Source organism: Rhodoferax sp. (assembly GCF_039922535.1).
GTDB lineage: Bacteria > Pseudomonadota > Gammaproteobacteria > Burkholderiales > Burkholderiaceae_C > Rhodoferax_B.
Window position 1 is genome coordinate 1 of sequence record NZ_JBDTEM010000327.1, and the last position, 13,400, is coordinate 13,400.

The 13,400-nt window shown below is 61.3% G+C and carries 13 protein-coding genes; all 13 read right to left on the minus strand.

All coding sequences use genetic code 11. The annotated features are described in order from the left end of the window. The coding region (locus tag ABI213_RS15625; protein WP_348027755.1) for an SDR family oxidoreductase at positions 1 to 312 on the minus strand (312 nt) is incomplete at its 3' end. 37 nt (positions 313 to 349) lie between these two features. Beyond that, positions 350 to 1,072: an ATP-binding cassette domain-containing protein gene (locus ABI213_RS15630; protein WP_348014659.1), complete on the minus strand. Its 723-nt coding sequence runs from the start codon at positions 1,070 to 1,072 to the stop codon at positions 350 to 352. 5 nt (positions 1,073 to 1,077) lie between these two features. Then, positions 1,078 to 1,782, minus strand: a complete 705-nt coding sequence (locus ABI213_RS15635) for an ATP-binding cassette domain-containing protein (protein WP_348014660.1) — start codon at positions 1,780 to 1,782, stop codon at positions 1,078 to 1,080. After that, complete coding sequence (locus ABI213_RS15640; protein ID WP_348014709.1) at positions 1,775 to 2,785, minus strand: branched-chain amino acid ABC transporter permease; 1,011 nt, start codon at positions 2,783 to 2,785, stop codon at positions 1,775 to 1,777. Before ABI213_RS15640 ends, ABI213_RS15635 begins: the two co-directional genes overlap by 8 nt. An 87-nt stretch (positions 2,786 to 2,872) precedes the next feature. Beyond that, the gene (locus tag ABI213_RS15645) at positions 2,873 to 3,730 is read right to left on the minus strand and encodes a branched-chain amino acid ABC transporter permease (protein WP_348014661.1); all 858 of its coding nucleotides are present in this window, start codon (positions 3,728 to 3,730) and stop codon (positions 2,873 to 2,875) included. 35 nt (positions 3,731 to 3,765) lie between these two features. Then, positions 3,766 to 4,971, minus strand: a complete 1,206-nt coding sequence (locus tag ABI213_RS15650) for an ABC transporter substrate-binding protein (protein ID WP_348014710.1) — start codon at positions 4,969 to 4,971, stop codon at positions 3,766 to 3,768. A gap of 95 nt (positions 4,972 to 5,066) precedes the next feature. Further along, positions 5,067 to 6,569 (minus strand): aldehyde dehydrogenase family protein, encoded by a 1,503-nt coding sequence (locus ABI213_RS15655; protein WP_348014662.1) that lies wholly within the window; start codon positions 6,567 to 6,569, stop codon positions 5,067 to 5,069. Between the two features lie 18 nt (positions 6,570 to 6,587). Continuing rightward, positions 6,588 to 8,186: a GMC family oxidoreductase N-terminal domain-containing protein gene (locus ABI213_RS15660; protein WP_348014663.1), complete on the minus strand. Its 1,599-nt coding sequence runs from the start codon at positions 8,184 to 8,186 to the stop codon at positions 6,588 to 6,590. A gap of 277 nt (positions 8,187 to 8,463) precedes the next feature. Next, on the minus strand, positions 8,464 to 9,078 hold the full coding sequence (locus tag ABI213_RS15665) for a DUF3156 family protein (RefSeq protein WP_348014664.1): 615 nt from the start codon (positions 9,076 to 9,078) through the stop codon (positions 8,464 to 8,466). A 2-nt stretch (positions 9,079 to 9,080) separates the two neighbouring features. After that, complete coding sequence (locus tag ABI213_RS15670; protein WP_348014665.1) at positions 9,081 to 10,547, minus strand: APC family permease; 1,467 nt, start codon at positions 10,545 to 10,547, stop codon at positions 9,081 to 9,083. Between the two features lie 46 nt (positions 10,548 to 10,593). Beyond that, positions 10,594 to 11,364 carry an SDR family oxidoreductase gene (locus tag ABI213_RS15675; RefSeq protein WP_348014666.1) on the minus strand — a complete coding sequence of 257 codons (771 nt, stop codon included), beginning with the start codon at positions 11,362 to 11,364 and terminating at the stop codon, positions 10,594 to 10,596. Continuing rightward, entirely contained in the window at positions 11,361 to 12,623 is a 1,263-nt protein-coding gene (locus tag ABI213_RS15680) for a Tm-1-like ATP-binding domain-containing protein (protein ID WP_348014667.1), read from the minus strand. The genes ABI213_RS15675 and ABI213_RS15680 overlap by 4 nt, the downstream gene beginning before the upstream one ends. Beyond that, positions 12,620 to 13,393 carry an SDR family oxidoreductase gene (locus ABI213_RS15685; RefSeq protein ID WP_348027757.1) on the minus strand — a complete coding sequence of 258 codons (774 nt, stop codon included), beginning with the start codon at positions 13,391 to 13,393 and terminating at the stop codon, positions 12,620 to 12,622. The genes ABI213_RS15680 and ABI213_RS15685 overlap by 4 nt, the downstream gene beginning before the upstream one ends. Positions 13,394 to 13,400: the final 7 nt, after the last annotated feature.

A 13,400-nucleotide genomic window follows, 5' to 3' on the forward strand; every position in this document is an offset into this window, starting at 1 on the left:
GCGCCAGGAGTCGTCCGTCGTCTGGGTTAACTCGCCAATACCGTGCCCACCCGCATTGGCCACCAGTACGTCGATACCGCCAAACTGCTGGATGGCCTTGGCCAGTGCGGACTTGACATCCGCCGCATCGGCCGCGTCTCCCTCCACCACCAAACCGCCCAACGGCTCGGCAACCTCCAGCAGCGGCTGGCGGCGGCGCCCCATCAGCACCACCCGCCCACCGCGTTGGACAAAGTCCTTGGCCACGGCCGCGCCAATGCCGGTCCCGCCTCCTGTGATGAATGCCACCTTGCCCGCAAAATCTTTTGTCATGCTGTCTCCTTGTGTTGATTGGATGTTTTGAATGGATTCACGTCAAATAACTGCTGTGTAATATTTCTGGATGGGCAGACAACTCTGTCGATGCGCCGGACCATGCGATCTGGCCCCGCACCATGACATGCGCCTGTTTGGACATGGACAAAGCCAGCGAGGTGAACTGCTCGATCAGCAGCACCCCCACACCTTTGCCTGCAACGTCCAGAATTACGTCGGCCAGCCGCTTCACGACCGTGGGGGCCAGGCCCAAAGAGAGTTCGTCGATCACCAAAATGCGGGGGCGCGCCAGCAGTGCCTGTGCAATGCAAACCATCTGCTTCTGCCCCCCGGACAAAGACCGCCCACTCGCCTGCAGCTTGCTTTCCAGTTCTGGAAATATGGCTAACATTTCCTCGATCGCGTCAGACACCTCGCGCAAGGGCAGCAAACTGGCAGCCACCTTCAGGTTATCCATCACGCTCAGGTCGCCCAGCACCCGGTGCCCTTCTGGCACCACGGCGATACCTTGCGAGCGCACCCGCTCGGGGCGCATACCCCGCAAGTCCATGGCGCCCAGGGTGACGTGCCCAGAGGTCAATGGCAAGTCTCCGGCAATAGCCATGACCAGACTGGACTTGCCCGCCCCGTTGGCCCCCACCAGCGCCGTTACCTGGCCTGGTTGAACCGTAATATCGACCCCGTGCAGGACCTCTTTGCCACCACGGTGCAGCACAGCAGCCTGCACGGCCAATGTAGAGTTGGATTGAATACTCATGGCCATCAGGTTCCTAGATATGCGCGTCTGACTTGCGGCGCGTTCAGCACCTCCAGCGTGGCACCCACGGCCAGTAAACGACCGAAGTCAAGTACGAGGGTTTGGGTGCAAGTGCCTTTGATCAGCTCCACATCGTGATCAATCAGCAACACCTGCGCGCCGCAGAATCCGTGTATGCCCACAATCAGGTCACGCAGTTGTTCGGCCTCCTGCTCGTTGATGCCAGCGCCCGGCTCATCGAGTAGCAAAACCCTAGGTGTCCCCACCAGCGCCTTGGCTAATTCGAGTTTGCGGCGTTGGAATAAATTAATTTGCGAGCCCCAGGCGCCAGCCACCTCGGCCAACCCGGTATAGTGCAAAACTGTGCCCACTTTTTCCGTGTAATTTGCCCTGTCTGAATCGACCTGCTCCAGAATGGCCAACACGTTGTCCCAGATGCTCAGGTCTTCCACCACCTGCTCCGTCTGGAAACTGCGGCGCAAGCCAAACCGCACACGCTGTACCGGCGACAGCGCCAGCAGGCTATGTCCATCGACTTCCACGCTGCCCGCTTTTGCCCTGGCAAAACCACTCAACAAATTGACCAGCGTGGTCTTGCCTGCGCCGTTGGGCCCGATCAGGCCGCACACCGGCGCTGTCAGTTGCACCGTCAAATCATCCAGCGCCTTGACGCCACCGAACTGCACGGTCACCGCATGGATATCAATCATGGCGCACCTCTGCCGCAGCGGGCCGGGCCACCAAGCGGCGCCGAAGAGCCGCAACACGATCAAGCAACTGCCCAGCGATACCCCGGTGTGCCGTCGTCAACGCGTGTAAAAGAGACGCGCCAAAAAACATCGTGGCGATATAGCCATTGACGCCAAAATCCGTCAGCAACGCAGGTACCGCTCGCAGCAGCAAGCCCGCCAGCAGCACGCCCAGCCAGTGGTACACGCCGCCCACCACCGCCAGCGCAAACAGCATGACCGACTCGCTGGCTCCAAAAGCCCGGCCATCGAGTTGCCCAACACCACCCGCCAACAGCGCACCGGCCACACCGGCGCAAAACCCGGCCAGTCCAAACGCCCAGGTCTGGTAGCGCAGCACATCCACGCCCGCCGCATTGGCCGCCGCCTCACCGCGGCGGATCAAGGCCCACGCGCGGCCCGGCTTGCTCAGTTTGTGCACCTCCACCAGCAACAAGACAGCGGCCAACCACACCACCACATAGGCCAGGTACATGCCATCGGATTCGGCCAGATAGGGCCGCCCCATGAGGGCACGGTCTGTGCCGACAGCCTTGCCCAGCCAACCGTCGCCGCCGTCCGGGAAGCCAAGCGCATTGATCAGCACCTGGTAGCCGCCCGCCATCATCAGGGTCACCAAGGCCAGGTACAAACCTTTCATACGCAAAGCCGGCAAGCCAGCCACCATGCCTGCCGCGCTGGCCGATGCGCCAGCGGCCAAAACACAAAGTTCAAACGGCCACTGAAAGCCCAGCGACAAGCGCAGCGCAACCCAGCCCCCCACGCCCACCAGGGCGTACTGGCTCAAGCTCACCAGCCCCAGCTGGCCGTAGAGCAACGAAACACCGCTGACCGCCACCGCAATGGCCACCGCCGAAATCAGCGTTTTGGTCCAATAACCATTGGCAACCAGTGGCAACACCACGGCAAGTAAAAGTAGCAACACCAGCATCACCTTGATGTTGCGGGTGCGCTGCAAACGCATCTCGCGCAAGCGTGCGGCAAGATCGTCCGCATCGGCAGATGGAAACGTGGGTTTAGACATATCAGGCAATAAGCCTCTTGAATGGATTTACGCAATACGTTGCGTATTGGGAAACAGGACGATGGCCAACAAAGCCAACAAGAAGGGAACCGCCGTGCGGTACGGTGCAAAGCCCGGAATTAAAATGGCCGATGCCTCCAGCACACCAATGGCGATCCCGGCAACCACGGTGGCTGGCAAAGAATTCAAACGCCCCAAAATGGCAGCGGCAAAGGCGGGTATCACCAAAAACGTAAGCAACGTTGCCTGCAAGCGCACGATGTTGGCCAGCAACAGCCCGCACACACCGGCAAAAGCGCCCGACAGCAGCCAGGCCACCGTATCCACCCGCAGCACATAGACGCCCAGCAAGGCGCTTAAAGACCTGTCATTGGCCAGCGCCCGCATCTTCAAGCCCATCCGTGTTCGCGCCAGCAGCAAGGCAACAGCACCCATCATGGCGACGGCAGCCAGCAAACTGATGATGCGTGTGCCGGTTAAGCGCACATCCCCAAAATCAATTCCCATCGCATCGCTGGGCAAGATGAGGCGCTTGGGGTTGGAGCCCCAGAACCACTCCGTAAACCCCATCAGCACCAAGGCCAGCCCCAAGGTGCCGATGCTGCGGATGGTCGAGTCCCGCACCGCCAGCCAGGGTGCAATCAGCCAGCCATATAGAAGGGAAACGCCCATCGCAGTACCGATCGATGCCACACAGGCCAGCCACATCGGAAGCCCAGCATCCAGGACCGTCCAAGCGGTGTAAGCGCCCAGCGCGCCCAAAGCGCCGAATGCAAAGTTCAGCACACCGGAGGCGCGGTACAAGACCACCAGGCCCACCCCCGATAACGCGTAGACGGCTCCGATGCCCAATCCAGAAATGAGAAACGGCAGTAATTCGCTCATGGTGGGTTCTCCTCCCAATGCTTCAGGCCAGCCGCTTAAAGACCCAGCTTCTTTTCATCGGCACGGATGTCGGCCAGCTCCGGTTCTTGCGCACTGGCGCAAGCCGCAACCTGTTTGAAGCCGTTGCCACTGACTTGGGCAATAGGGCCGCTGCTGTTGCCGTTGTGGCGGGCACCGTCACCCACATAGAAAGGCTTGCACAGCATGTCGCTCTTGAAGCCAGAAACCTTGCGCAAAGCCGCGCTGACGCTGGCGCGGTCCAGCTTCTTCGGGTCCAGCTGGAGCAGCGTGGCGGTGACGATGCGTGCGGCCAGGTAGCCGCCTTGCGCAAACGAGTCGCGGGGTGCGTCTTTGCTGGCATAGGCGTTCATAACGGCCTTCCAGTTGGCGTTGTCTGGCCCGGCAGACTCCACGGGCATGAACTCGAGGTGCAGGTCAAAAGCGTTGTTCCATGCAGGGCCAATGGCTTTAGGCACTTCGCTGTTGTAGGCCGGTGTGGTGGATACGAAATGGATCTTTTTGTTCAGCCCTTGCTGTTCAGCCGCTGCCAGCATGGGAACCATGATGCCCTTGGGCACGTTGAGCAAGATCACGTCGGGTTTTTTGGAGGAAGCCTGCAACATGACCGAAGTAGCATCTGCAGAGCCCGGGTCAATCGCAATGGTTTCTACGTCAACGCCGTGCTCCTTGCCCCACCCCTTGGCACCCTCGCAGGCCCAATTTCCCAGGCTGGGAATGTTGGGGATGATGCAGACCATTTTCTTGGCTTTGTAGGTTTGGGCGGCGTACGCGCCAATCAGTGTTGCCGACACGCGCGGGCCGGTGTTCACAGGTACGTAGTTCTTGCTGAAGAAGCATTCGCGGGGCACGCCTACGCCACCAATCACCATCAGGTCTTCTTGCGCATAGAGCTTGGCATTCGCACCGCACTCCACAAAGCTGGCACTGCCGGCCATGGCCACGACCTTGTTGTCGCGCACCAGCTTGGCCGCGACCTGGGAGGCTGTCTCCGGATTCCATTGGTCATCGGCGACGATGTAGTTGACCGGCCGCCCGTGGATACCACCGTTTTCATTCACACACCGGAAGTACGCGGCAGCCGCCTGCGTGGATGCACTGAAGTCGTCCGGCCCGGTTTTGCCCACCACGGCACCAATGGCAATGGGCTCGCCACTGGCTTTGGTTCCGTTGCTCAAACCGCAATCCATCTTGCCCTGCGCAAACGCAGTTTGGCTGCCCATGGCGGCCGATAAAGCCAACACGAAAAGTGCCACGTGTGACGCGACGTAACGTAAAAATACCTTCATTTTTGTCTCCTTCTTTGTTTGAATTTCACTTACACAGCCATGCACACACTCTTCAACTCGGTGTAACTTTCGATAGACGCACGGCCCAGGTCTTTGCCCACACCGGAGTGCTTGTAACCACCCAGTGGCAAATTGCTGTCGAGCATGTTGTGGCAATTGACCCATACCGTGCCAGCCTGCAGCCGGGGAACCATGCGGTGCACCTGCGACAGGTTGTTGGACCAAATACTGGCGGCCAAACCATAGGGGCTGGTGTTGGCCATTTGGATGACCTCTTCCACATCGTCAAAGGGCATGGCCACCACCACCGGCCCGAATATCTCCTCCTGCACCACCCGCATGCTTGCCGATGCATTCACCAGCACCGTAGGCTTGACGAAGTAACCTGCCGTGCCACTACGTTCGCCTCCGGTCAAGGCGGTTGCACCCTCTTCGCGTGCCGTTTCCAGGTATCCCATGACGCGCTCGAAATGGCGTTTGGACACCACCGGCCCTAGCTGGGTCGTCGGGTCAAAGCCAGAGCCAATCTTCATGCTCTGGGCAATGCGGGCCACCTCTTGCGTCACAGCGTCAAACTTCTTGCGGTGCACGTAAATGCGCGAGCCCGCCGTGCACACCTGCCCCTGGTTAAAAAATATGCCCATGGCCGCGCCAAAGGCCGCCTGTTGAATGTCGGCATCTTCAAGCACGATCAGGGGCGACTTGCCGCCCAGTTCCAGCGTGGTGCGCGTCATGTTGTCCACGGCCATGCGGCCTATGGCCTGCCCCGTGGGGGTGGAGCCCGTAAAGCTGATTTTGTTGATGCCGGGATGGCCCACCAGCGCAGCACCTGTTTCGCCTGCGCCGCACACCACGTTCAGCACCCCTGGTGGGAACCCGGCTTCCAGCGCCAGCTCGGCTAGGCGCAAGGCAGTTAAAGGCGTTTCTGGCGATGGCTTTAAAACCACGGTGCAGCCTGTAGCCAATGCTGGCGCTACCTTCCACAGGGCAATGGCCAAGGGAAAGTTCCACGGCACGATGGCCGCCACCACGCCCACCGGCTCGCGCCGTGTCCACGTGTGGTACTGCACACTCGGCGGAAAGCCAATCGAAGGCTGCAGCGTTTGGCCTTCGATCTTGGTCGCCCAGCCAGCCATGTAGCGCACGAACTCGGCGCCCGCACCCACATCGACTGCGCGTGCAATTCCTTGCAATTTGCCGCTCTGTAGCGTCTCTAAAAAGCTCAGTTCGTCACCGTTTTTTTCTATCAAAACGGAGAGCTGGAACAGCAAGCGTTCGCGGTCCGCAGGCCGCATGCGCGACCACTCTGAATCTTCAAAAGCCGCGCGGGCAGCTGCTACTGCGTCGTTGACATCGTGGCGGTCGCTGTCTGGAGCCTGGGCCACTTGCAACTCACTGGCGGGGTCTACCACGGCAAGGTATTTACCACTGTGCGGCTCTTGCTCCAGGCCGTTGATGAAGTTGCCACGCTGTCTGCGTGCGAGAAATCCGGTTCGCAGGATTTCTGCGTTGGTCGTCTGGGCCAATGTCATCGGGTGCTCCTATTTGGGTTACTTGGCAAGCATGAAATCTGCGCAACGCTCGGCGATCATTACCACCGGGGCGTTGGTATTGCCGCTGACCAAGTTGGGGATAACAGAGGCATCGCATACGCGCAGACCCTGTATGCCCCGTACTTTGAGATCGGACGTCACCACCGTGTGCGAATCGCTGGCTGCACCCATGCGGCAGGTGCCCGCAGGGTGGTACACCGTCTTGGCGCGGCTGCGCACATACGACTCCAGTTCGGCGGCGGGCACATCTTTCTCGGCCGAGGGCGACAGCTCAACGCTAATCAGCTTGGACAAAGACGGTGCGCGCAGAATTCTCCGTGCCAGTTGCACGCCGCGCACCAGCGTATCCACGTCGGCCTGCTCCGTTAAAAACCCACCGTCAAAATGCACGGGTGCGGCAGCGTCGGGGCTCGACAGCGCAACCGTGCCGCGCGACTTGGGCCGAAGAAAGCAGGGGTTGATGGAGATGCCATGACCCGGCAAAGGTTCGCGGTCCACATCGCCCACCAACGCCGGTAGCACATGGAACTGGATGTCAGGCCGCCCTGTGCCCGCCGTATCGACAAAGCCGCCCGACTCCACCACGTTAGACGTCAACAAGCCCGTGCGCGTGAGCTTCCATTGAATGCCATGGCGCAGCGCGCGCAGGCCAACATCGTTGCCAGCCATACTGATGGGCTCCTTGCAGCGGCCATACACACTAACCTCCAAATGGTCTTGAAAGTTTTGCCCCACACCCGTCAAGTCTTGGACGACCGGGATTCCCAACGCCTGCAGGTGTGCCCCCGGGCCGATGCCGGACAGCATTAAAAGTTTGGGCGATGCCAGTGCGCCCGCAGCCAGCACAATCTCGCGCGACGCCAAAGACTCCACCAGCTCGCCGCGCGCATTGCGCCACACCACCCCGGTGGCCCGGGTGCCATCGAAAGTGATTTTTTGCACCAGCGCGCCGGTCTCCAGGTACAGCCTTGGACTGCTCCGCACCGGGTCCAGGTACGTGACCGCCGTACTGGCGCGCGCACCATTGCGCGTGGTTGTCTGGTAGAAGCCGACACCCGCCTGCTGCGCGCCATTGAAGTCCGCGTTGTGGGGAATTCCGCTTTCCTGGGCGGCCTTGATAAAGGCTTCACTCAGCACATGGCGGTGGCGCGTTTCACTGACGGTCAAGGGGCCATCGGTGCCATGCCATGCGGCCGAAAAGACTTGGTTCGATTCGGCCTTTTTGAACCACGGCAAGACCGACTTCCAATCCCATCCGGCGCACCCCTGTGCCGCCCAGTCGTCGTAGTCCTGGTGCTGGCCGCGGATATAAACCATCGCATTGACCGAGCTACCGCCGCCCAGCGTCTTGCCCTGCGGGACATACATGGTGCGGCCATGGGCGTGCTGCTGTGGCGTGCTTTCATACACCCAGGTGCGATGGGTGCCAATGACGCGCACAAAGGTCGCCGGTATGTGGATGAATTGCGAATTGTCTGGCGGCCCCGCTTCCAACAGCAGCACGCGCAGACCCGCGTCAACCAGTCGCCGCGTTGCAACGCAGCCGGCAGAACCCGCGCCAATCACGATGGCGTCGTATGTTTGCTTTGTTTCCATTGTCTCCTCCTCTTTTATTTTTATTATGGTGTCGAGGATAAGTGGGACATAGCGTTTGCCAAGCGTGGTGCACTTTCAATCAATAATTTGTTCACGTTGAAGCAAATTCCTTACCTGCACGCACGAAGAGGTCGTGTCGTAAGGCAATTGGTTCTGAACTCATTGTCGGTCCGACAAGTTTCAGCCCACTTAGATTTCAGATGGTTGAAATCCGTTTATCCGCGTGCGTAGACAGTTTTTAAATGTCCTGGTTGACGGAGAAAAGTACGCTAAATCTTTAGATGGAAAAAGCCGGGCAAGCTTCCAGAGCCAGCTGGATCTGCTTTAGCGCCGCTACCTGGGCCGGGCCCAGGCGCACATAGCGCCGGAAGGCGGGGAAGCGGTTGACTACCTCGCTGCCGCCAAAGGGTTCGATGCGCAGCTGCCAAGCTGCTTCGCTGCGCGTCAAGCTGCAGCGGCTGAAGTCCAAGCCCTGCAACGCTCGGCGCAGGGCCGGGTCGGCGCAGAAGCGCTCGGCCAGCGCACGGGTAGCGGCGGATCTTGTGCCGCGTAGCTGGTAGGCCAAGCCGTTACCCCGGCGCCAGCCGCTGTGGTGCAGGCGGATCTGGCTGCCCGCGTCCTCTGCACCGTCGCCGCTGGCCGGTAATAGCAGGCATAGTTCTACCGTTACCACATGCAACATGAAGTGCTGCTGCACGCATTCGGTGGCGGTCCAGGCCGTGCTGTCTTCGCTGGCACGCACGGCAACCGAGCGTTCACCCGCAGGTCTTTGCAAAGGCCAAGCCGACCGCAGCTCTTGCAGCACCCGCTGCAGCGTCACGCCGGGGCGGTAGCCAGGCACCGATGCGATGCGCAGGCACCACTGTTGCCAGAATGCGGCCAGGCTTGCCATGGTCAATGCGCCGCCACCGTGTGGCGACCAAACTCAGCCTCCAGCACTTCTTCCACCGGCACTGGTGTGAAGGGGTTGACCTTTTGTACAAAAACGGTCCAGACCAGGGCGTACACCGCGGTCAGTCCCAGCATCACGCCAAATGGCACGTAGATGCTGCTGGGCTCCATGCCGGGCGGGGTGATGTACCAGATGGCAAGTACGATGCCTACCGACGAGACCAATTGAGGCAGCGGGAACCAGGGCGATCTATATGCCCGTGGCAGATCCGGGCGGCGCAAGCGCAGCAGCACCACCGAGATATTCACCAGCAAATAGGCCACTCCCCAGGAGCACACGGCGGCCAGCACCAGCGGCATGATGCGGTCCAGGTCGCCGTGTATCCACACTGCATGGGCTACAGGGATGACCGCGGCCACAGCAATACCTACAAGGGGGCTGCGAAAACGCGGATGCAGATAGGCAAACGCCTTGGGCAGCGCTCCGTCCAGCGCCATGCCGTACATGATGCGTGGCAGGCTGGCCATCAACGTGTTGATGGTGGCCGCGCCAGTCAGTAGGAAGGCAATGCCAATCCAAACCTTGCCGAATGGCCCCATTAGACGGTTTGCGAGTAATGGCACTGCATCCGGTGTTTCGAGTATGTGGACCAGGCCTTTGGGGTCCAGTGCGACATTGGCTACTTGCCGAACCATAGCCGTTCCCCAGAGTGTCATGCACAGTGCCACCAAACAAAGACCCAAGAACATGGCTCGCGGAATAGTGCGTTGAGCATTCTTGAGATCGGGCGCCAGTGGCGTTACGAATTCCAGACCCAGGAACATGAACATCGCCATGCCGATGAAGGAGGCCACGGTCTCGAAATCGGCGCCAATGGCCGACACTCCGAACCAGCCCTGCAGTTGTACCCGGGGGGCGCTAAGGACACCCATAATACCGAACACCATCAGCGTGATCCACATGCCAAAGGTCAGCACTACTTCCACCCTTCCGAAGGCGGTCACGCCAAAGCAATTCAGCAAAGCAAACAGCACCACCAGACCTACTCCCACAGCCCATGTGGCGTTATGGTCGACCAGTACTTGGTGCATCACCTCGAAGTTTACCGTGGCCATGACACCGCTGAGTATGGTCTCGGCCGTACCGGCGAACACATGCACCAAGATATAGGCCGACAGGGTGCCGGTGATCGCCAGAAAGCGGCCCGAGCCGCAGGCGATGTAGTCGTAGACCGAGCCCGAGGTGGGCAGCATAGTGGCGGCTTCGGCAAAGGTGCTGGCCTGTGCCAGCATCATGATGAAGGCGATGGCCATGGCCGCCACAAATACCCCCCCACCCAGGCTGAAGCCGGTACTGACAGTCAATATCACCGGGCTGGCCATGACGACCCCCACGGCGGTGGCTAAGGCGGTGGGGAAGCCCACTACGCCCTGGCGCAGATGCTGGTCGATGCGCTGTGCTGAACCCATTGCGTTCTCCTTCATGTGAAATTAACGTGGAATACCGGTTGAAAAATCAGAATCCGCGTGCATGCGTGGCCAGGCGGCCACCGCCGTCTGCGACGAGTACAGCGCCAGTGACGAACGAGGCCTCGCTACTGGCCAGGAAGCGGATGCAGCTGGCCATCTCTTGCGGGCTGGCCATGCGTTGCAGGGCGATGCGGGCCTCGACCCGGGCAAACTCCTGCTCCATGCTGCTGCCTGCCGCGGCGGCGGCATCGCGCATCTCCTGCTCGGCCATGGGGGTGCGGGTCCAGCCGGGGCACAGGCAGTTGGCGCGGATCTTGTCTACGCCGTGCACATAGGCAATGTTGCGGGTGTAGGCCACCACGGCGGCCTTGCTGGGCGCGTAGCTGGCGCTGCCCGGCGTGGAGTTGAATGCGGCAACCGAGGCCACGTTGACGATGGCACCACCGCCCGCCTGGCGCAGCAGCGGAATGGCCGCGCGGCAAATGCGCATGGTGCCGGTCAGGTTGATGGCCAGCATGCGTTCCCATACGGCGTCGGTCACATCTTCGGGGTTGTCCTCGGCCACCACGCCGGCCGCATTGACCACCACGTCCAGGCGACCGGAGGCTGCGATTAGCGCTATGGCGCGGTCTATATCGGCCTGTGCAGTTACGTCGGCCACGATGGGCGTAACACGGCAGTGCGCCGCCAAGCCGGCCAGAGCGTCGGCGCTGCGGTCCATCGCAAACACCAGGTTACCTTCCTGCGCTAGGCGCTCGGCCACGGCCGCACCTATGCCGCTGGCGGCACCGGTAACCAGAATGTGTTGGTCTTTCATGCGGCCTCCTGCAGGGGCGGGGCACTGCGCACGCCGGGCGCGATATGACCCTTGGCTACCCAGGTATCAAAAACGGCCAGCACAGCCTGGACGAACGGGGCGTCGTTGATGTGGGCATCTACTTCCACGTAGTGCACCGGAGTGGGGATGCATTGGCGCAGTTCGTCGAAGAATGCCGCCAGGCCTTCGGGGTCGTGCAATGGCTCGCCCGCGCGGTCCCATTGCTCCACACCGCCCAGAGGAGCTATAAATGCCGTGGGGCCCCGTGCCAGGGCCAGCTTGGAGGCCACCAATTGGGCCGCTACCCGCCGCTCAGCGGGGTTCATGAGCACCGATGCAATCAGCCGGTTGTGGGCGTGGTAGGGGCGGTCTACATAGCAGCCGGGCAGCTCTTTCCAGGCTTGCAGGTCCAACATGTCGATGCCACCCGGGGCGACGATTTGCGGCACACCGTGCAGGCCGGCCGCCTGCAGCCTGTCCGGCCCCGATGTCACCACCGAGCCATGGGCCTGGTTGCCCAGCTCTTGCAGGCACAGGTCCAGCACCGCGGCAAAGCGCTTTTGCCGGGCCAGCACTTCCATAGCGCGCCCACCCATGCCGGTGCTGTGGAACACCGCTACTTCATAGCCGCGCGCTTCCAGCGCCGGCTTCAGGCTGACCATGTATTGCAGTGCGCTTTTGCCCAGGGAGGTTATGGCCACCATGGGGGCATTGCCCATGGGTACGACCGTGCGGCAGGCGCCCAGAATGGCGCCCGAGGCCTGGCTCAGAATGGATTTACAAATGTTGTTCAGACCATATAGGCCACCGGCCCAGAGGATCATCATCAAGTCCGGTGCCAGGCGCTCAGGCGGTATCAGGTGTGAATACGCGACGGTGGACACCACAAACTTGGGAAAGCCCAGGGGCAAGGCGGCGGTGACGTCCAGCGCCAGATCGGTGCCCATGGTGCCACCCAAGGCCAGTACCCCGTGGATATTGCCTTCGGTATACAGCTGCAAGGCGATCTGTACTGCGCCTTCCGCCATCTTGGTCATGGCCAGGTTTTCGTCACCGAGGGCGGTAATGGCGGCCAGCGTGGTGTTGGCCGCGTGCGCCACCTCGGCGTTGCTGATTTCTACCGCAAAGCTGGCTGTACCCAGCACGCCTACGTCCATGACCCAGGCCTTGCCGCCGTCGCGTTCTATGCATTGGCGCATGAACAGCAGCTCATCGGCCTTGGTGTCTGCCGTGCCTATCAGCAGAATATGTGTCGTCATGCCATACCCCACAGTTCTTCCATCACCTGCCCGGATTCCGGCAGGGTCATGCCACCGTCTACCACCAGGGTCTGCCCAGTGACCCAGCGTGCCTCGTTGCTGGCCAGGTACAGAAAGGCGTAGGCAATGTCGTCCGGCGCACCGGCCACACCCAGCGGTATGTAGCGCACCAGTCGCTCTTGCACCGCAGGCTGGCTGAGACGGCCGCGTTGCTTAGCGACAAAGCCGGGCTCCACCCCGTTTACGGTGATGCGGTGCGGGGCCAGCTCCAGCGCAGCGGCTTTGATGAAGCCGTTCACCCCAGCCTTGGCCGCGGCGTAATGGGCGGCGTGGACCATAGCCACGCGTGGCCCGGTGACTGAGGAGGTGACCAGAATCCGCCCGCCGCGCAGCTTGAGCAAGGGCAGGGCCGCCTGGGTGAGCCAGAAGCAAGAGCTGAGATTCAACTCCAGCGTGGTGTTCAGCGTCGCTGCGTCCAAATCTTCCAGTGGCGTCCAGGGGCAACCACCGGCGTTGTGCACCAGGATGTCCAGGCCGCCAAACGCGGCTTGCGTCGCCTGTACTGCCTGCTGGCACCCCGCCATGTCCGCACTGAAGCAAATGGCCTGTGCGGTGTGGCCACACTGGCGTAGCGATTCGGCGACGCTTTCGGCATCCTCCAATGTGCGGTTGGCCAGCACCACCCGTGCGCCGGCTTCGGCCAGCCGTGTGGCTACCGCGGCGCCTATGCCCCGGCCCGCGCCGGTAACCAGGGCGACCTTGCCTTGCAAATCGAAT